Here is a 19,709-nt window from a genome sequence, read left to right as displayed (position 1 = left end):
AGGGCGGCTGCCCTATCCGGCGACGGTGGCAGCGTGGCGGTCGGCCCGCCGGACGATGTCCTGGAGCATGAGCAGCACCAGCGCCATCATGAGGAACACCGCGAGGTAGAAGCCCCAGGCCACGTTCACCTCCCTGTCGTGGAGCCGGTCACGCACGATGTCGCCGAGCCGGACCCCACCCGCGACCTCGTCCGCCGCGACGAAGCCGTACCCGCCCGGCGCGTCCACCGACGGGATCGCCAGCCAGGAGACGGTTGCCACGAGCAGACCCGTCGTCGCGGTGAGCAGGAACAGCCAGCGCAGCCGCGTCCGCCACCTGGTGGTGGCGGCACCGCAGGTGAGATGGCCGACCGCCGCGGTGACGCCGAGGAGCACGGCCAGCGACCAGGCCGACGAGCTGTGCCATGCCGTGGCCGTGTTGACGTGGTGGGTCTCCTGCCCACTGCCGTACCGGATGACCGTCCAGCTCAACCGGTACCAGGGGAGGAAGCTGTCGACGAGCAGCAGCAGGCCGAGCGCGGCGACGGACCGCTCCCACCAGGGTGCGCGGAGGAGCAGACCGTGCAGGTGGTGTGGGACAGCGACTCGCATGGACGAATGTTGGCCTGTCACCACCTTCCGCGTCATCCGGGGTGGACACCCGGGTGCGGGCCGTGCCCACGGCCGGGCGCACCGTCGTCGCGCTCGACCCCGACGACGACGGGCCGCCGCGCCGGCCCCGGGTGGGCTTGCCCGCGGGGGCAGGGAGGACTGCCCCTAAGACGGTCGGTGCCCGCGTACCGCGGCGACCGGGGTCGGGACAGGGTGGCCGGGTCGACTGTCGCCGATCCGAAAAGAGCGGTCATGACCTGGCAAGAGAACTACTGGGACGATGCCACGCAGAGCCCGGACTACTTCCAGCTTGTCGAGTTCGCCACCGTCCTCGACGGCGACTACGGCACCCGGATGTTCGGCCGGTGGATCGCGCAGATGCACCCGGACCGCCACGACCTGATCCGCAGCCTGGAGTACCTGCTGGTCACCTACCGGCACGGCGACGACGTGCGGGCGACGCTGGACACGTTCGAGCGCCAACTGCCCCGGCCGTGGGACGACTGGGCGATGGGCACCGCGCTGGCGGAGACCGCCCGACGGTTCCCGGACGTGCCTGTCGAACTCCGGGACGACGAGGACTTCGCCACGCTGGCCGAGCTGCTGCGCGACGACGAGCAGCTGTTCGCGCTCTGGCGGGAGGAGGTGCAGCAGGCCGCGGTCATGGCGCTGTCCGTCCCCGAGGTGATGCCCGCCTTCGTGGCGTCCTGCCAGGCCCTCGCCGAGGAGGCGCTCCGGTACCAGGGCCGGGGCAAGGAGGAGGAGAGCGACGAGGAGGACGAGGAGAGCTACGACCACTCCGGGTACGACCGGGCGTTCGGTCACATCGCGTCCGACGATGACCTGGTGGTGCCCCCCGCCCCGGAGAAGTCGGTCCGGTTCGCGCAGCCGCTGGTGGAGGGGGAGGACGCGCCGGAGTGGCAGCACGGCGAGTTCAAGATCGGGGTGGCCTTCACGCTGAACCCGGAGGCCAACTCGAACCTGCCCGGTCACTACTCCTGGGCGCAGACCCAGGCCCTGGTCAGCCCGTGGGGCGTGGATGTGGACGAACTCGCCACCATGATCGGGACGGCGATGAAGCGGATGCCCCGCATGTACCGGGACGACCGGCTGACCATCCACGTCTTCCCGCAGTACGTCTTCATCACGGTGACGATCGACTCGGCCCTCAACGCGCACAACACCGGGATCATCGCCACCCTGACCGACGACGGGGCGTACGCGCACTACGTGCAGTTCAAGGACCTGGTGATGTTCTACACCGACGAGAGCGACATGGACACCCCGATCTACAACGTGCTCAAGACGTTCGGGGACCCGTGGGCCGGTGGCACGGCCGAGAGCTACGTGGTGCGCCACGGCCGGGGCCGCAAGGCGCACTTCACCGTCGACCCGGTGCGGACCAGCCACGAGCAGAGCGTGGCGGCGGTCGTCCGGCGCTGCTCCGGCGGGCTGGACGTCCGGGTGCTGTCGGCCCGCCCGCAGTAGGGTGACAGCCGGCGGGGGCGCCGGGGCGGTGCCCGAACGGGCAGGCGGGACTGCCCGCAGGACTTCCCGTACGGTCGCGGTCGACCCGGACGGGCCGCGTTCACTGTCCACCATGGCAGCCTCAGCGTCCCGGTCCCTGCGCGCCGCGTCGGCGATCGCCGTGCTGGCACTCCTGGTGGCCGGTGCACCGCCGGCCGCGTACGCCGGGCTGTTCGCGGCACCGCGACCGGCCGGTGGCCCGGCGTTGCGGATCAGCGTGGGCGACGGCGTCGCCCCCCTGGTCGGCGAACCCGCCGGGACGACCCTCGAGCTGACCCCGGGTGGCTCGGCGGTGGTCACCCGCACGGTGACCACCGCGACCATCCCGCCCCGCCCGGACGTGGTGCTGCTCGCCGACACGACCGGCAGCATGCAGGCGGCGCTGAACGACGTCCGGGTCAACGCGAAGCGGATCGTCGACGACATCAGCGGCGTCCAACCCGACGCCCGGTTCGCGGTCGCCGAGTTCCGGGACGAGGGCGACGAGTTCGTCTTCCGCCTCAACCGGGACCTGACCGCCGTGCCGTCCGAGGTGCAGGACGCGGTGAACGTCTGGACCGCCGGGGGCGGTGGCGACGACCCGGAGGCCGGCCTGAACGCCCTGCACGCCGTCGCCACCGGAGCGGTCAGCCTGCGGACCGAGAGCAGCCCGATCGTGGTGATCTTCGGGGACGCGCCGTCGCACGACCCGAGCGTCGGCCACGACCTCGCCGGCACCATCGGGGCGTTGACCACCCGGGGGGTGCGGGTGGTGGCCGTGGACGTCGGCAACCCGGGCAGCTACTCCCTCGACCAGACCGGGCAGTACACCGAGATCACCAGGCAGACCGGGGGCGTGCTGCTCAACGCCGCCGGCCCGTCCGAGGTCTCCAACGCCATCCTGGCCGGCATCCGTGCCATCCAGAGCACCGTCGCCGCGCACGTCACCGACTGCGACCCGCAGCTCACGGCCTCCGTCACCCCGGCCGAGCAGACCGTCGACAGCGGCGGCACCGTCGACCTCACCGTCGCCGTCGCGGTCGACCCCGCAGCCCGCAACGGGGAGTACGCCTGCCGGCTCGTCGTGTCCGTGGACGGCATCGTGCAGGGCGAGCCGGAACGGCTGACCGTGACCGTCAGCGGCGCGGCACCCGACGTACCGGTGCTGCACTCCGACGCCACCACGCTCGACCTCGGGGAGGCTCCGCTCGGGGTGCCCTCGGCGGCCCGGACGGTGACCCTCACCAACACCGGCGACTACCCGCTGACCGTGGCCGCCGCCCTCGCCGAACAGCCCCTCCCGGCGGTCTTCGCGGTGACCGGCTCCACCTGCGCCGGGGTGCTGGCCGTCGCCAGATCCTGCACGATGGCGCTCACCGCCACCCCCCGGGCGATCGGCGCGGCGACGTCGACGCTCAGCCTCGCCAGCGCCACCGACACCGGCGGGGTCGCCGCCCAGTCGCTGGCGCTGAGCGTCTCGGGTCGCAGCCCGACGTTGCAGTTCAACCCGGGCGTCGGCCGTCCCGGCCAGGTGGTCACCGCGCTCGGCCAGGGCTTCCCGGCCGGTGCCGAGGTGCTGGTCGGCTGGGTCGACGGCGCCGGCACGGTGACGGCGGTCGCCGACGCGTCCGGCCGGTTCGCGGTGCCGATGGTGGTCTTCGAGGAGGGGCTCGCCGGCCCCCGGACCGCGCTCGCCTCGGTGCCGGCGGTCGGCCAGGTGACCAGCGGTACGTTCCTGGTGCAGTCGGCGACCGCCCAGCCGGGCCCCTTCACCCGCCGCCGCTGACCGGCCCACCCGCCGGGGCGCACGGGCCCGGGCCACGGCCGGGGCGCACTGGACCCGGGCCACCCCCGGCGGGGTCGCCCAGGGCACGCGGCCCGCTCAGCCGACCAGTACCTGACCGGTGGCGACGATGCTGCCGGCCGGCAGCGGCGCGGGATCGTTGCAGGTGTTGACCTTGTCGCCGTGCCGGGCCGCCGGCTTGCCGTTGATCAGCACCAGCGGGCTGCCGGCGATGATCGTGCCCTGGTTGTTCGGTGGCGTCTGGAACGGCCCACCGGTCGGCACGTGCGGCGGGGCGTTCACCGCGACGCTGCCGACGACGGCGGCCGGCTTGCCCTCGATCAGCACGTCGGTGCTGCACCCGTTGGCGATCGTCCCGGCGAACGGCATCGGGGTGGGTGTCGGCACCGGCCCGGCCGGTGAGGGCACCATGATGATGTGCGTGTCGGTGCCGACCACCTTGTCACCGAGCTTCGCCGCGGGTACGCCCACGATGACAACCTCCCCCTGAGCGACGGGACGGGATCAGATCAGCCCCTCGCGGATGGCGTGCGCGACCGCCTGGGTGCGGTTACGGACACCGAGCTGGGTGGTGATCTCGTGCACGATGTTCTTGATGCTGCGCTCCGAGTAGGACAGCTCCCGGGCGATCGTCGCGATGTCCGCCCCGGCGGCGATCATCCGGAGCACGGCGAGCTGACGCGGGGACAGCGGCAGGATGGTCAACCCCCGGGGCGCCAACACCTGCCGTTGCGCCCGGCCCACCCGGATCAGCAGCGAGCTGAGCAGGTCGGTGGGGAGCCTCGCCTCGCCCCGGGCGGCGGCCCGGACCACCTCGCGCAGCAGGGTGGCGGTGCTCTCCGAACGGCGTACCAGGCTCAGGCCGCCCGCCTCGATCGCCTGCAGGCCGGCGGTGTCGTCGAGCTGCCCCACCACCAGCACCGGTCGGGGGGACGGCCGCCCGGTCAACGCGTCGAGCTGGGCCAGCAGCCACCCGTCCACCGTGTCGGCGACGATCACCAGGATGTCCGGGTCGTCGTCGGGGCCGGCCACCACGACCGGGCGGGTGCCTGCGGGTTCGTCCGGCCCGACGGTGTCGAGCTGGGCCGTCACCCCGGCCTGGGAGATCGGGTCGCGGGAGCGGACCGCCGCGCGGACCGGCTCCGGGTGGACGGTGTCGGCCGGGTCGGCGGTGTGGGCCGGGCCGGCGGAGCGCGGGCCGGGGGCCTGCCGGGCGGCGGCGTGCTGGTCGCTCATCGGCTGGGGGAGGGGCTCGGGGTGGGCGCGACCGGCACGAGCTGACCGGCGAAGTACGCGGCCGGGGTGCACGCCGTGGTGCCCGGGTTCGCGCACTTCACCGCGACCGTCACCGGCTGGCCGGCGGAGAACCGCAGCGGCTGGACGAAGTGGTAGTCCAGGTCCCGGAAGTTGTTCAGGCCGGTCTCCAGCAGCACCGTGTCGCCCCGCCGCACCTGGAGCAGGCCGGCGTCGCCGTGCGGATTCTGCAGCACGATGTCGGTCACCCAGAGCACCTTCTTCTCGGCCGGCCGGTAGGTGGAGAGGGTGAACTCGTTGGCCGTGGTCGGCGACGCGCTGGTCGCCACCCGGAAGTCGGCGGCGGTCTCCGGGTCGGCGTTGTCGAGCGTCCCGCCCTGGGCACCCGGCCCGTTGCCGTTGCCCTTTCCGGTGTCGGTCGTCGGGCTCGGGGCAGCGCTCGGTTTCGGGCTGGCACCGGCGGCGACGATGGCCACCTTCTCGGCCTTCTCGGCGGTCTGCGCCGCCTCGCTGGCCTGGGTTTTCACCTCGGCCACCTCCTGGGACAACTCCTTGGTCTCCACCTGCGCGGCCTCCTTGGCGGTGGACTGCACGGTGGGCTTGAGCACCGCGAACCAGAGCCCCACCAGGGCCACCGCCGCCGCGGCGGCCACCAGCACCACCCGGGGCGACCAGGCCGGCAGGACGGACCGCTGCACCAGCAGGCCGTCGCTGGTGATCGGCTCGGCGTCGGGACGGGTCACCGCCACCTGGAACGGCAGGTTGCGGTCCGGGCCGAGCAGGAACCGCTTGCGGGGGCGTACCCGCAGCTTCACGAACGTGGCGGTGCCCGGCCGCAGCACCGGCGCGGCCGGCAGCACCCGGAAGGTCAGCAACCGGTCCGGGTCGGCGGGCAGCACCTCGACCGTGGTCTCGACGTTGCCGGTGTTGTCGATCACCAGCTGGTGCCGGGCGGCGCGACGCGCCTGGGAGGTCCGGGGCACCAGCTCCGTCGCCAGCTCCACGAAGGGCTGCACGGTGACGGTGCCCTCCTCGACCACCGAACCCTCGGGGTTCTCCCGCCCCCGCACCCGTACCCCGAAGTCGACGCTGCCGGCCGGCACGGTCGCCGCACGCGGCGGCGTGAACGTCACCCGCGCCTCCTGCTCGGTGCCGGGCAGCAGGTTCATCGTCGCCGGCTCGACCTCGGCCCACGGCGCGGCGTCGCCGACCACGTCCAGGGTGAACTGGTCGACGACGGCGGCGGTGTTACGCACCCGGACGGTGCAGCCGACCGTGCCGCCCGCGGCGACGGTGAGGTCGGTCTCGACAAGTCCCACAGCGACACTCATGCGGGCAGTGTGGCCGCGCGGGTGCGGCCGGCAGAACCACGATCGAGGAACACCAAGGGGCAGCCGTGGCTACCTGAACGGGCAGCGGAACGCCTGATCGGGCAGCGGGCCGTCAGCGCGGCTCGCTGATCCCGCCCCTCGGCCGGCGGCCCGCCACCCCGCCGGGGCCGGCGGGTCGGCCGCCACCGCTGTTCACGCTGACCTCGCGCGGCGGCGGAGCCAGGTCGGTCTGCGTCTCGGGCACGAACGGCACGAGCAGTTGCAGGTGCAACCCGGTCCGGGCGGTCCCGCCGTACCCCACCCAGGCGGAACCGGCGTCCCCCTCCCGCCGGGGCGCGCTGCGCACCACCACCGGCTGGTTGGCGCGGGCCACCGCACCGGTCAGGAACCCCGACGGCAGGGCGGTGCAGCTCGCGCAGCCCACCAGCAGGTCACCCAGCAGCCGGTGCTCCCGCTCGGTGTCGGCCGCCCAGGCGGTCAACAGGTAGCTGAACCGGTACCGGCGGCCCGGCGGTCGACGCCCGACGAGCTGGCCGTCGGCGTCGCGTAGCTCGTCCCAGGTCGCCGAGACGCCCGCCGAGTCCTCCTCGACGTCCAGCAGGAACGCCGAGACCAGGTCACCGTCGGCACGCTGCGCGCACCGGTCCGGCGGGTCGAAGACGACCGGCACGTCCGCCGGCAGGTAGTGGCCCAACCAGGCCCGGACCGACAGGTCGACATCCCAGATCATCCGTCCACCCTGCCGGCTGCCCGAACGGGAGCGCGGGCGGCGGCCGGGCAGGCCGTCGGGGCGGATCGGTTGCCCTTGGGGGCAGTGGTGCCTACCCCGGTGGCGTCCCGGCGGGCAGCCCTGACGGGCGGTCGGCGTTGGCAGGCTCGGCCCCATCACACAGTCGTACAGGAGGTTCGATGCCGACGTATCTGTCGCCGGGCGTCTACGTGGAGGAGGTTTCCTCCGGGTCGAGGCCGATCGAGGCGGTCGGGACGGCCGTCGCCGCGTTCGTCGGCTTCGCCGAGAAGGGGCCCGTCGACGAGCCCACGCTCATCACGAACTGGACGCAGTACACCCGCACCTTCGGTGGTTTCGTGGCGGGCAGCTTCCTGCCGCTGTCGGTCTACGGCTACTTCCTCAACGGGGGCGGCTCCGCGTACGTGGTCCGGGTGGGCGGTGGTGCCGGGGCGGACGCCACCGCCGACGAAGCCGCCGGTGAGTCGTACGCGGCTGCGGCCGTACCGGCGGCCGGTGACAACGGCCGGCTCTCCTTCACCGTCCGGGCGGCGCTGCCCGGCCCCGCCGGCCAGGACCTCTCGGTCGAGGTCGCCGACGCCTCCGAGGGCGGCGACGACGCGTTCAAGCTCGTCGTCAAACAGGCCGGCAAACCGGTCGAGACGTTTGACAACCTGACCACCAAGCGGGGCGCGGGCAACGTGGTCACCGCCGTCCGCCAGCAGTCCAAGCTGATCCAGATCGAGGAGGCGAAGGGCGCGACCCTCGCCCCGCCCCGACGCGGCGCCGAGATCACCCTCGCCGCGCCCGCGCTGCCGGCCACCACGACCGGCACCGGCGACCTGCGGGTACGCGCCGAGGACTATGTGGGCGACGTCAGCGACCGGACCGGCTTCGCCGGGCTGGAGGCGATCGAGGACATCACCATGCTCTGCGTCCCCGACCTGGCCGCCGCCCACCAGCGGGGGGCCATCGACGACGAGGCGTTCAAGGCCGTCCAGTTGGCGATGATCGCGCACTGCGAGCTGATGGGTGACCGGGTGGCCATCCTCGACCCGCCGCCCGGCCTGCACCCGCAGCGCCTCAAGGAGTGGCGGATGGACGTCGCCGGCTACGACTCCAAGTACGCCACCCTCTACTGGCCCTGGGTCAAGGTGATGGACCCGGCGCAGGGCCGGGCGGTCTTCATGCCGCCCAGCGGGCACGTCGCCGGTGTGTGGGCCCGCAACGACGACACCCGGGGCGTCCACAAGGCACCCGCCAACGAGATCATCCGGGGTGCGCTCGCCCTGGAGAGCGGGCTGACCAAGGGCGAACACGACCAGCTCAACCCGATCGGGGTCAACTGCATCCGGGCCTTCCCCGGGCAGGGCATCCGGATCTGGGGCGCACGGACGCTGTCCAGCGACGCCGAGTGGCGCTACCTCAACGTCCGGCGACTGTTCAACTGGATCGAGAAGTCGATCCTGCTCGGCACCAACTGGGTGGTCTTCGAGCCCAACGACCCGCGCCTCTGGGACGCGGTGCGCCGGGTCATCACGATGTTCCTGCGCCGGGTCTGGCGCAGCGGCGCGCTCATGGGCGACACCTGGTCCGAGGCGTTCTTCGTCAAGTGCGACGCCGAGAACAACCCGCCGGAGAACCTCGACGCCGGCATCCTCACCGTCGACATCGGCATCGCCCCGGTCAAGCCGGCCGAGTTCGTGGTGTTCCGACTCTCCCAGCTCTCGCAGGGCTCCGGCGACTGACCGGCCCCGGCGGCGAGCACCCGACCTGAGCGACGACGAGACCAGGAGAAACGAGCATGGCCGGTCAGGGTACCCAGGACCCGAAGCAGAACACCCAGATCATCAGTGCCGCCGTCTTCCGGCTGGAGGTGCCGGGCATGTCGGCGATCAACTTCGCCGAGCTGGTCGGGATCAGCAGCGAGGTGGAGAACGCGGAGTACATGGCCGCCGGCACGACCGGGCCGATCTTCTCCCGGCACTTCGGTCGGACCAAGCCGCCGACGGTCACCCTGAAGCGGGGCCTCGACCTCAACGGCGACCTGTGGCTCTGGCACCAGAAGGTGCGCAACATGATGTACGACGCCTACCGGGACTGCGCCCTGAAGCTCTACGGCCCCGGTGACGACCTCAACGGCGACGCCCGGTTGACGTACATAATGACCAACGCCTGGCCGTCGCGGGTGGAGGTCAGCGGGGTCAAGGCCGGGGCCACCGACATCGTCTACCAGACGGTGACGCTGATGTGCGACGACCTGTTCGACTTCAATGCGCGGATCTAGCCTCGCCGAGCCCGCCGCCGCACCGGCGGCGGGCCTGCGGACCGAGTACCCGTTCGTGCTGCCGCGCGGGCTGGTCGACGACCGGGGCGGGGTGCACCGCGAGGGCACCATGCGACTGGCGACCGCCCGCGACGAGATCACCCCCCAGGGCGATCCCCGGGTACGCCAGAATCCGGCGTTCCTCGCCGTGCTGCTGCTCGCCCGGACGGTCACCCGCATCGGCGGGGTGCAGGCCGTCGACGTCGACGTGATCGAGCACCTCTTCGCCTCCGACCTGGCCTTCCTCCAGGACCTCTATCGGCGGATCAACCAGCAGGGGCACACCGGGGCCGAGGTGACCTGCCCCCGCTGCGGGGGGCGCTTCGCGGTGGACCTGGCCGGCGGCTGACCCGACGAATCCTGACCCAGCCCCGGGCGGCCCGACGCCGTACACCCGAACCGGAATCTGAAGGAGGTGGGCATGGCCTGGTCGTTACGGCCCGGACAGCCGTTCTGGCCGCGTCGCCGCCGGACGGTCGGGGCACCCGCACCCGCACCTGTTCCGGTCGCGTCGTGGATGTCCACCGACCGGTACCCGGTCCTGCCCCGCCTGCCCCTGCTGACCGTGGCACCCGCCTCGGCGATGGTGACCATCCCGCAGCCCGGGACGGCCACGGACGACCCGTCGCGCTGGACGGCTACCGCTGCGGCCGGGTGGACGTCACCCGCTCCGGTCCGGCCGGGGGTGGCCGGTCCGGGTGCCGGGTGGCCGGTCGCCCCGGTGGCGTACGAGGCCCCGCCGACCGGGGACGACGCTTCGCCGTTTCCCTGGTCGGGCGGCCATCTGCCGGGAGTCCCGCAACCGGTTGCCGGCCCGGCGACCGTAATGCCGTCGTCACCCGATCCGACCCGGTCGGGCGGCCACGGTCCCGCCCTCGACCACGGTCCCGCCCTCGACGGCGGTCCGGCTCCCGACCACGGTCCGGCCCTCGGTCGTGGCGTGACTTCCGGCCACGGTCCGGTCTTCGGCCACGGGCCGGCGGTGGTACCGGGGGCGATTCCGGGTCCGGCGGGGGACGGCGGTTCGTCGCCGGACGCGGGGTGGAACGTGGCCGGTGGTCCGGCCGTAGACCAGCGTTCGACGGTGCAGCGTGGCCCGAGCGGGGCGGCGAACAGGCCCGGGGGAGAGGGTGCCTTCCCGGCACCGGGTCCGACGGGTGGGCCGGAGAATGCGCAGCAACCACCGTCCGCCGGGCGATCCGACGGGGCCGGGGAGGATGCCGCAGCCGCCCGGGCGGCAGCGCAGTTCGCCGCCGCCGGTCTGCCCACCGCGCAGGTCTGGCCGCCGCCGGGATTCGAGGTCGCCTACCTGGCGGCGGAGGCCACCCGGGCCGCCGAGGAGTCCCGGGCGTCGGCCGGCGGCGGGCGTGCCCGGCCGGGGCTGCCGGACACCGGCCGGGGCACGGCCACCGCCGCCCCGGGTCACGACGGTCGGAGCGATCCGGAGGGGACCCCGCCGTCGACCGGTGAGGTGCGCCCGGTCGAGGTGGCCTTCGCCGGACGTCGGGGCCGCACCGCCCGGCCGACGACGGCGCGACCGCACCAGGAGCCGGCCTCCCCGGCGGACCAGGGATCAGCCGATCCGGGTGGCACGACCGCCCCGCCCGCCGTCGCCCCGGAGCGGCCCGCCGGGCCCGCCACCCGGGAAGGCGGGTCCGCCACCCGGGACCAGCCCGAACCGGGCAGCCGGATCGGCCCGGACGAGGCCACCGGCAGCGACCGCGACGCCCCCACCGACCGTCGGCGGGACGGCTCGCCGGGCGGTGGGCAGGACCGGCCGGCGGGCGTCGGGCAGGACCGCCCGGAGTACCCGGCGCGGGTGACCGGGCCGGCGGACCACCGGGGCGGGACCCTCGACGAGGCCGGTGCCGTGGCCGGATCGGCAGCCGCACCGCCGGCACACCCGGCCGGAGGGACCCGGGACGGCGTGACCGCAGGTGCCACGGCACCGACCCGGCGCGCGGACCCGGCCGACTGGCCGAGGTCCGGGAACCGGCCAGTCGCGGACCCCGCCGAGCGGCCGGCGTCCGGGAAGCGGCCACTCCCGGACCCTGACCAGTGGCCGGCGTCCGGGAGCCGGCCAGTCGCGGACCCTGCGGAGCGGCTGGCGTCGGAGGGCCAGCCAGGACCGGCGGGGCGCGACATCGCGGAGGAGCGGCCGGGTCCGGCGGCAGCGCGCGACACCGGGGACTATCGGACCGCCCCACCGGTGGGGCGGGACACCCACCGCCCCGAGCCGGTGTCCCCGCCGCCGTCCTTCTTCCTCACCCGGCGTCCGGAACGGTCCACGCCGGCCGGGCCTGAGTCGGGAGTGGACCGGGAGCACGGCCGGGCCGGGCAGGGACCGTCGGCCGGCCCGGGACAGGCGGAAACGGTGCCGTCCGGCGTCCCGCACCCACCCGTACCGTCGGCCGAGCGGGTCGGCCGGCCGACGGTCGTACCAGCCATGGACGCGCAGGTCCCGGCGTACCCCGTCGGGGTCGTCACGGCCGTGCCGACGGTGGCGGACGACCGGCCGGGCCCGGCACCGACCACGGTGCAGGGGGCCGGGCCGCTGGCGCACCGCGCGGGTCCGCCGCCTACTGCGGTGGGCGACCCGGAGCTTCCGGAGCAGGTGCCGGCGGCCCTGGTGGACGGCTTCCGGCAGCGGTACGGCGTGGACGTCGCGGCGGTGCCGGTGTGGCGGGGCGCGGCGGCCACGGAGGTGGTGCAGCAGGCCGGAGCGCGGGCGGCGACCCGGGGTGGTGAGGTGCTGCTGCCGGCCTCGGCCGGGCCGCTGGACGCGCCGCCCGCCCGCGCGCTGCTCGCCCACGAGCTGGCCCACGTGGTGCAGCAACGGGCGTTCGGGGCGACACCACCGGCCGAGTCGACCGGCACCGGCCGGGACCTGGAGGCGCGTGCCCTCGCCGCCGAGCACGCCTTCGGCGACGGCGGTGGGCCGGGTGCCGGAGGCCCGCTGCCACCCGTCGCACCGCTGGCCGGCGGGGGTGCCGCGCCGACACCCCCGGGTGCCGCCGGGACCTGGGGCACCACCCCCGGCGGCGGGCTGACCTGGCAGGCGAAGCCCGGTGCGGGAGGCGTACCCCCGGCAGCGCCGACCGGCCCGCCGACCGCCGCCCAGCCGCTCCAGCGGGCGTCGATGGACACCCCGGCGGCCACCCTCGACGACCTGCGGGCGCTGGTGCGGGGCGAACTCGACCAGCAGCAGGACCAGGCCGCCGATCCGCCGGCCGGGCCGCCGTCGGACGCCCTGCGGGCCGAGGTGGCAGCAGCGACGGCGGCACCCGCGATCGACCGCAGCGCGGGCCGGATCGCCGAGGTACGCGACGCGGTCGAGCGGCTGCGGGCCGAGCTGCGCACGGTGGCCGACCGGGGACGGGCCACGGCGGCCCGGCTGGACCAGGAGGCCGACCGGGTGCCGGACCGGTCGCCGGGCCGGCCGGTAGACCTGGAGAACCCCGACGACCTGGAGGAACTGGCTGGCCGCCTGTACGGGCGGTTACGCGGACGGCTGCGGCAGGAGCTGCTTGTCGACCGGGAACGCAGCGGACGGCTGACCCAGTTCCGCTGAGCACGCCGGGCGGCACGACGCACGCCGGGCGGCACGACGCACGACCGCACGGACGCGGGACCAGGACGAGGCGACGAGGAGGGCGAAACGATGGCAGGCGGTCTTTCCACCGCGGCCCGCTTGATGGGCGGCTTCTTCGAGGTCACCGGCGTCAACCACAGGTACCTCGTGGTCATCGACGACGAGCGGTACAACCTCGGCTCCTGGTCCCGGGTCTCCGGGCTGGGGGTGACCTGGCAGGTCTGCGAGTACCGGGCCGGGGACAGCAACGACGTCTTCACGTACGTGGGTGAGCCGACCTACAGCCGGATCCGGCTCAGCCGGGCGGTCTGCTTCGACTCCCAGGTCGTCCAGGAGTGGCTCTGCCAGCAGGCCAACCGGTACCGCCCGCTCAGCGGCACGATCCAGCTCGTCGACAGCGTCGGCCTGAAGATCGTCGGCTGGGACCTGAAGCACTTCTTCCCGGTCGGCTGGTCGGTGTCGGAACTCGACCCGAGCCACAGCGGGGTGGCGGTCGAGACGCTGGAACTGGCGCACACCGGCTTCCTGCACGACGACGTGAAGTTCTCGCTCTGATGGCCGCCGTCTCCGCAGGCCAGCTCGGCGGGATGCTGGGCGACCCGAGCCAGACCGCGCAGGGGCTCGCCGCAGGCGGCCTGCTCCAGATGTTCCGCGACGGGCCGGGGGTCAAGCGGACCCTCAAGCTCGGCCTGGCGATGCGTTTCCAGGTGACCATCGGTGACGTCCCGATCGGGCTGTGGCGTTCCTGCCGGGGCCTGCGGGCCGACTTCCGGCCCGAGGTGGTCCGGGTGACCGGCGACTACGTCGGCCAGTACCACCTGCCCGGCGAGGTCAGCTACGCCCCGGTCGTGCTGGAACGGGCGGTGCACCGGGAGAGTTCCGCGCAACTGCAACAGTGGCTGGTCGGGGTGCTGCGCTCGTGGCAGGACGGCACCGGCGACGACACCCGGACCACCGCCCGGATCACCCTGCTCGACGCCGACGGCGAACCGGTCACCAGCTGGCTGCTCTACGGCGTACGGCCGTCGTCGTGGACGGGCCCGGACCTCTCCTCGGACAGCAACCAGGTCGCGGTGGAACGGCTGGAGCTGGTGCACGAGGGGTTCTTCCCCGACCTGCAGGCCAAAGCGGAGACGGCGACCCTGTCGTCGCCGACGCTCGGTCGGGTCGCGTTCTCCTACAACCCGGCCAAGATGGGCATCACCCGCTCCTCCCGGGCGTCCCAGCTCGTCGGCCGGGGCCGGGGGGTGGAACTCACCTCCGACACCGCGTTGCGGGTGATGGCCGGTGAGGTGCTGCTGGTCGGCGCGGGGGTGGCCCAGGACGTGCAGAAGCTGATCGCCTTCTCCGGCCCGCCGAGCGTCGACGAGCAGAGCCGCACCGCGTCCAGCATCGAGCTGCCCCGGTTGACCTTCACCTGGGGAAAGCTGTCGATGGCCGTCAACCTGAGCACGCTGAACGTCAACCTGACCCGGTTCGACGGTGACGGGCAGCCGGTGCGGGCCCAGGCCACCCTGGACCTGATCGTGATCGAGGGGGAGATCTTCCCCAAGCGCGGCGGCCCGGTGCCCACCCGGTCGGTGCGGACCGACCCGGCGCAGTGGCGGCAGCGGGCGCTGGCCAGCGGCCTGGACGACCCGATGCGGGCGCAGGCCAGGGGCGCGTCCGTCGGGGCGCGGCGGTAGTGGGGGCGAGACGATGACCGCGATCGACCGGCACGGCCTGCTCTGGGGTACGGCGACGCTGCGCCCCCGGGTCACCGTCGGCACCGCCGGCCGGGCGCTGCCGACGGCCGCCGCCGACCAGCTGGTACGGGTGGTGGTGGACACCCAGGCCGCCCTGCCGGACATGTTCGAGCTGACCTTCGCCGACCTGGACGGCAGCGTGCTGCGCACGGCCGGACTGGAGCTGGGCACCGCCGTGCAGGTCTTCGGCCCGACCGGGGACGGCTCGGCCGAGCACCGGCTGATCAGCGGCGAGGTGACCGCCGTGGAGGGGCACTTCGTGGACGTCAGCGCCCACGTGGTGGTGCGCGGCTACACCCACGACCACCGGCTGCACCGGGTACGGCGGACCCGTACCTTCCTCAACCAGTCGGATGCCGACGTGGCCCGGCAGGTGGCGACCGCCGCGAAACTGTCGGTCGGCACGATCGACGCCACCACCGGCCGGCTGGCCCACCTCTCCCAGGTCGCCCAGACCGACTGGGAGTTCCTCAGCGCCCGCGCCCGGGAGATCGGCTACGAGATCGGCGCCGACGGGGACCGGTTCCACTTCCGCCGGGCGGCCACCGCCCGCCGGGCCGGCAGCCCGGTGCCGTTGACCTTCCGGGGCAACCTGCGCCGCTTCCTGCCCCGGGTCAGCGCCGGCAACCTCGCCCCCGAGGTCGAGGTCCGCGCCTGGGACCCGGTCGCGGCGACGACGGTGGCGAGCCGTACCGCGACCACCGCCGACGGGGTGAGCCTGGCCGGCCGGACGCCGACCGCCGCCGCCGACACGTTCGTCCCCCGGAGCACGGCGGCACCGCCACGGGCCGGCAACAGCGCGGTCGGTGACGTCGGGCCGGCCCCCGGACCCCGCGCGCACGTCCTGGTCGGCCGGGGACTGCCCGTGCCCGGCCGGGCCGACGGCGCGGTCACCCAGGTCGCGAAGGGGCTCGCCGCCAGCGTTGGTGGCGGGTTCGCCGAGGCGGAGGGGGAGGCGCTGGGCGACGCCCGGCTGGTCGCCGGCAAGGCGGTCAGGGTGGACGGGGTGCCGGCCCCGTTCGCCGGCACCTGGACGCTCAGCGCCGCCCGGCACGTCTTCGACGAGTCTGGGGAGGGCTACCGCACCGAGTTCACCATCGGCGGGACGCAGGACCGGTCGCTGCTCGGACTGGCGGACACCGGCGGTGGTGACCCGGGCGGTCCGGCCCGGATCGACGGGGTGGTCTGCGGGGTGGTCAGCAACGTCAAGGACCCGCAGAACCTGGGCCGGGTCACCCTGGCGTTGCCCTGGCTGTCGCCGGACCACGAAACCGACTGGGCGCCGGTGGGGCAGCTCTTCGCCGGCCCGACCGGTGGCGCGTTCTTCGTGCCGGAGCCGGGTGACCAGGTGCTCGTCGCGTTCGAGTTCGGCGACGTACGCCGCCCGTACGTGCTCGGCAGCCTGCCCAGCCGGCACACCGGGTACGGCCTGGACGGCGGGCAGACGTCGTCGACGAAGCCGGGGGCGAGCGGGGTGAAGTCGGTGGGGCAGACCAGTTCGGTGATCCGGCGGGGCCTGCTGTCGCCGTCGGGCAGCCGGCTGGTCTTCCACGACGAGGTGCCGCCCGGCGGCAAGGGGCAGCCGACCGCCGCCGACGTGGTCCTCGGTACCAAGGGCGACAAGCTCTCGCTGGCGATGGACCAGGTGGCCGGCACGGTGACCCTGCGCTGCGCGCCCGACAAACCCGGCAAGTTGCTGATCGAGTGCACCGGACAGACCGCCGTGGAGATCAAGGCCGGTCCGGGCGGCAGCCTCACCCTCGACGGCGGCACCAGCCTGAAGCTCAAGGGCAAGACGGTCGACATCAGCGGTACGCAGGTCAACATCAGCGGCACCGCGTCGACCGCCATCAAGGGCAAACCCATCCAGCTCAACTGAGGAGTGCCATGCAGGCCGACGTCATCGGCACCGGGTGTGCCTTTCCGCTGCGGGTCCAGCCCAACGGCCGGCTCGCCACGATCAGCGGCACCGCCCTGCTGGAGCAGGCGATGTGCGTGATCCTGGCGACCTACCCGGGGGAGCGCCCGATGCGCCCGGAGTTCGGCTCCCGGCTGCGCGACTTCGTCTTCGAGCCGGTCACCGGGCAGACCCGGCGGGCGGTGGCGGTGGAGGTGCGCGCCGCCCTGGAACGCTGGGAGACCCGGGCCGAGATCGACGACGTCACCGTCACCGAGGACCCGGCCGGCGGCGACGGGCTGCTGCACATCGAGGTCCGCTACCGGGTACGCGACACCGACGAGCCCGGCACCCTCGGGCTCAACCTGCGGACCCTCCCCGGCGACCGGGAACTGACCGGTACGGGGGTGCTCGGCTGATGGCGCTGCCCGCCCCCGACCTCGACGACCGGGGCTTCGACGACCTGGTCGGTGACGCCCGCCGGTTGATCGCCGACCGCTGCCCGGAGTGGACGGACCTGCACCCGGCCGACCCGGGGATCACCCTGATCGAGACGTTCGCGTCCCTGACCGACCAGCTCATCTACCGGCTCAACCGGGTGCCCGACCGGCTCTACGTGAAGTTCCTGGAGCTGATCGGGGTACGCCTGGTGCCGCCCACGGCAGCCAGGACCACGCTGACCTTCTGGCTGTCCACCCCGGCCCGCGCCACCCAGGTCGTGCCGGCGGGGACGCGGGCGGTGACCGTCGGCGACGGCGGGGACCCCCTGGTCTTCGCCACCCTCGCCGACCTCGCTGTGCCGCCCTGCGCGTTGACCCGGCTGCGGGTCCGGACCGCCGACGGGATCACCGACCAGACCGGTGCCCTGGAACTGGGCGGCCCGGTGGCCGCGTTCTCCCCGGTGCCGCAGCCCGGCGACGAGCTGCTGATCGGGCTGGACCGGGCGGTCGGCGGCTGCGCGGTGCGGCTGGAGTTCGAGGGCCGGGTCGACGGCGTCGGGGTCAACCCGCTGCACCCGCCGCTGCGTTGGGAGGCGCGTGGCACCGACGGCTGGCTCGAATGCGAGGTCGGGCTGGACGAGACCGGCGCATTGAACCGTCCCGGCGCGATCCTGCTGCACGTGCCCGCCGGACACCAGGCGACCCTGGTCGACGGGGAACTGGCCGGTTGGCTGCGGGCCCGGGTGGTCACCCCGCAGGAGGGGCAGCCCGGCTACAGCGCCTCCCCGGTGGTCCTCGGGTTGGCCGCGAACACCGTCGGCGGCACCACCGAGGCGGTGCACGCCGACCTGGTGGACGACGAGGAACTCGGCGACTCCGAGGGGGTGCCCGGCCAGCGGTTCACGCTGACCCGCCGGCCGGTGCTGGCCGGCTTCGGCGACCCGGTGCTGGAGGTCAGTTCCGACGACGGCTGGCAGCGGTGGTCGCCGGTCGAGCACTTCGCCGGCAGCGGCCCCGAGGACCGGCACTTCCTGCTCGACGGGGTGGCCGGTGAGGTGGTGTTCGGCCCGGCCGTCCGGCAACCCGACGGCACGTTGCGCCGCTACGGCGCGGTGCCGCCCCGGGGCGGTCGGCTGCGGCTGCGCCGCTACGCGGTGGGCGGCGGCAGCCGGGGCAACGTCGGCGTCGGCGCGGTCACCGCGTTGCGGACCTCGATCCCGTACGTCGCCGGGGTGGAGAACCGGCACCCGGCCAGCGGCGGGGTGGACGGCGAGACCCTGGACGAGGCCCGCCGCCGGGGCCCACTGACCTTGCGCAGCCGCAGTCGCGCGGTGACCGCCGAGGACCACGAGGTGCTGGCCCGGGAGGCCGCCCCGGAGCTGGCCCGGGTCCGCTGCGTGCCGAGCAACGGTGACGGGCCACCGGTGGCGCGGCTGCTGGTGGTGCCGGCGGCGCCCGCGCAGGACGGGCGGCTGCGGCTGGAGGACCTGATCCCGGCCGAGTCGAGCCTCGCCCGGGTGGCCGGGCGGCTGGACGCCACCCGGCTGATCGGCACCCGGGTGGTCGTCGAGCCGCCCCGCTACCGGGGGGTGACCGTGGTGGCCCGGGTAGTCGCCCGGCCCCGGGTCGTCGTCGAGCGGGTCCGCGAGGAGGGCCTGGCCGCCCTGTACGGCTTCCTCAGCCCGCTGACCGGCGGTGGCCCGGACGGTCGGGGCTGGCCGTTCGGGCGTCCGGTGCAGGCCGGGGAACTCTTCGCCGTATTGCAGCGGGTACGCGGGGTGGAGCTGGTGGAGGACCTGCGGCTGTTCACCGCGAACCCGGTGACCGGTGAGCGGGGCATCGAGGCGGGCCGGATCGACCTGGAGCCGGACAGCCTGGTCTTCTCCTTCGACCACCAGCTCCGGGTGGAGGAGCACTGATGCGCGGCCCGGTCGACGTGGCGATGCCGTACCCGATCGCCGGTTTCCTGCCCGCCCTGTTGCAGGAGGACGACCTGCTGGTGCGCTGGACCGAGGGGCTGGACGAGGTGCTCGCGCCGGTGGTGTCCACCCTCGACTGTCTCGACGCGTACCTGGACCCGGCGCTGACCCCGCCGGACTTCCTGCTCTGGCTCGGCCACTGGGTCGGTGCCCAGCTCGACGAGAACTGGCCGGTCGGGCGGCAGCGCGCGATGGTGGCCGGCGCGGTCGCCGCGCACCGGCTGCGCGGGACGGTCGCCGGGCTGCGGATGGCCCTGGAGCTGGCGACCGGGGGCGAGGTGGAGGTCCTCGACTCGACCGGGGTGTCCTGGTCGACCCGGCCGGAGCCGCTGCCGGACTCGCTGCCACCGGCCCGGGTGCACGTCCGGGTGCGGGTGGACGATCCGGCGGCGGTGGCCCGGCACGCCCTCGACGAGCTGTGCCGCGCGGTCGTCCCGGCGCACGTGACGACGACCCTGGAGGTGCTCGACCATGATCATCTGTCGTGAGTGCGGCAACCACAACGGTGACGCGGACA

Annotated in this window: 17 protein-coding genes; 12 read left to right on the top strand and 5 right to left on the bottom strand. The window is 74.3% G+C overall.

All coding sequences use genetic code 11. The annotated features are described in order from the left end of the window. Positions 1–12: 12 nt before the first annotated feature. Positions 13–591: a hypothetical protein gene (locus ACN265_RS28200; protein ID WP_357933837.1), complete on the bottom strand. Its 579-nt coding sequence runs from the start codon at positions 589–591 to the stop codon at positions 13–15. Between the two features lie 252 nt (positions 592–843). Between ACN265_RS28200 and ACN265_RS28195 the strand changes: the two genes are divergently transcribed. Together ACN265_RS28195 and ACN265_RS28190 are read left to right on the top strand one after the other, a co-directional pair. After that, entirely contained in the window at positions 844–2,079 is a 1,236-nt protein-coding gene (locus tag ACN265_RS28195) for a hypothetical protein (protein ID WP_204928559.1), read from the top strand. Positions 2,080–2,191: 112 nt separating this feature from the next. Further along, entirely contained in the window at positions 2,192–3,883 is a 1,692-nt protein-coding gene (locus tag ACN265_RS28190; RefSeq protein WP_421410603.1) for a choice-of-anchor D domain-containing protein, read from the top strand. 96 nt (positions 3,884–3,979) lie between these two features. Here the strand turns inward: ACN265_RS28190 and ACN265_RS28185 are convergent, their stop codons facing one another. The 4 genes from ACN265_RS28185 to ACN265_RS28170 all read right to left on the bottom strand — a co-directional run bounded on the left by ACN265_RS28185 (position 3,980) and on the right by ACN265_RS28170 (position 7,216). Further along, positions 3,980–4,372: a PAAR domain-containing protein gene (locus tag ACN265_RS28185; RefSeq protein ID WP_357933843.1), complete on the bottom strand. Its 393-nt coding sequence runs from the start codon at positions 4,370–4,372 to the stop codon at positions 3,980–3,982. Between the two features lie 33 nt (positions 4,373–4,405). Beyond that, the gene (locus ACN265_RS28180; RefSeq protein WP_421410602.1) at positions 4,406–5,137 is read right to left on the bottom strand and encodes a helix-turn-helix transcriptional regulator; all 732 of its coding nucleotides are present in this window, start codon (positions 5,135–5,137) and stop codon (positions 4,406–4,408) included. After that, positions 5,134–6,486, bottom strand: a complete 1,353-nt coding sequence (locus ACN265_RS28175; RefSeq protein WP_204928563.1) for a hypothetical protein — start codon at positions 6,484–6,486, stop codon at positions 5,134–5,136. The genes ACN265_RS28180 and ACN265_RS28175 overlap by 4 nt, the downstream gene beginning before the upstream one ends. A gap of 112 nt (positions 6,487–6,598) precedes the next feature. Beyond that, positions 6,599–7,216: a Pvc16 family protein gene (locus tag ACN265_RS28170; RefSeq protein WP_204928564.1), complete on the bottom strand. Its 618-nt coding sequence runs from the start codon at positions 7,214–7,216 to the stop codon at positions 6,599–6,601. 179 nt (positions 7,217–7,395) lie between these two features. Here ACN265_RS28170 and ACN265_RS28165 point away from each other — a divergent pair, with 179 nt between their 5' ends. From ACN265_RS28165 to ACN265_RS28120, 10 genes are all read left to right on the top strand, one after another. Beyond that, on the top strand, positions 7,396–8,961 hold the full coding sequence (locus ACN265_RS28165; RefSeq protein ID WP_421410601.1) for a phage tail sheath family protein: 1,566 nt from the start codon (positions 7,396–7,398) through the stop codon (positions 8,959–8,961). A gap of 56 nt (positions 8,962–9,017) precedes the next feature. Further along, complete coding sequence (locus tag ACN265_RS28160; protein ID WP_421410600.1) at positions 9,018–9,500, top strand: phage tail protein; 483 nt, start codon at positions 9,018–9,020, stop codon at positions 9,498–9,500. Then, positions 9,487–9,888 (top strand): hypothetical protein, encoded by a 402-nt coding sequence (locus tag ACN265_RS28155; protein ID WP_357933854.1) that lies wholly within the window; start codon positions 9,487–9,489, stop codon positions 9,886–9,888. Before ACN265_RS28160 ends, ACN265_RS28155 begins: the two co-directional genes overlap by 14 nt. A gap of 735 nt (positions 9,889–10,623) precedes the next feature. Next, on the top strand, positions 10,624–13,110 hold the full coding sequence (locus tag ACN265_RS28150) for an eCIS core domain-containing protein (RefSeq protein WP_421410599.1): 2,487 nt from the start codon (positions 10,624–10,626) through the stop codon (positions 13,108–13,110). A 90-nt stretch (positions 13,111–13,200) separates the two neighbouring features. Next, positions 13,201–13,686, top strand: coding sequence for a phage tail protein (locus ACN265_RS28145; protein ID WP_088643770.1), 486 nt, complete (start codon positions 13,201–13,203; stop codon positions 13,684–13,686). Next, positions 13,686–14,816: a phage tail protein gene (locus ACN265_RS28140; RefSeq protein ID WP_204928569.1), complete on the top strand. Its 1,131-nt coding sequence runs from the start codon at positions 13,686–13,688 to the stop codon at positions 14,814–14,816. The genes ACN265_RS28145 and ACN265_RS28140 overlap by 1 nt, the downstream gene beginning before the upstream one ends. 13 nt (positions 14,817–14,829) lie before the next feature. After that, positions 14,830–16,755: a phage baseplate assembly protein V gene (locus tag ACN265_RS28135; RefSeq protein ID WP_421410598.1), complete on the top strand. Its 1,926-nt coding sequence runs from the start codon at positions 14,830–14,832 to the stop codon at positions 16,753–16,755. Between the two features lie 8 nt (positions 16,756–16,763). Then, positions 16,764–17,192, top strand: coding sequence for a GPW/gp25 family protein (locus tag ACN265_RS28130; protein WP_357933864.1), 429 nt, complete (start codon positions 16,764–16,766; stop codon positions 17,190–17,192). Next, entirely contained in the window at positions 17,192–19,132 is a 1,941-nt protein-coding gene (locus tag ACN265_RS28125) for a putative baseplate assembly protein (protein ID WP_421410597.1), read from the top strand. The genes ACN265_RS28130 and ACN265_RS28125 overlap by 1 nt, the downstream gene beginning before the upstream one ends. Further along, positions 19,132–19,680: a phage tail protein gene (locus ACN265_RS28120; protein WP_357933870.1), complete on the top strand. Its 549-nt coding sequence runs from the start codon at positions 19,132–19,134 to the stop codon at positions 19,678–19,680. Before ACN265_RS28125 ends, ACN265_RS28120 begins: the two co-directional genes overlap by 1 nt. Positions 19,681–19,709: the final 29 nt, after the last annotated feature.

It is taken from the genome of Micromonospora sp. WMMD730 (assembly GCF_049178955.1).
In the GTDB taxonomy this organism is placed as follows: domain Bacteria; phylum Actinomycetota; class Actinomycetes; order Mycobacteriales; family Micromonosporaceae; genus Micromonospora; species Micromonospora wenchangensis.
The sequence above is the reverse complement of the archived record's forward strand: the minus strand, read 5'-3'. Positions and strand labels throughout refer to the sequence as shown.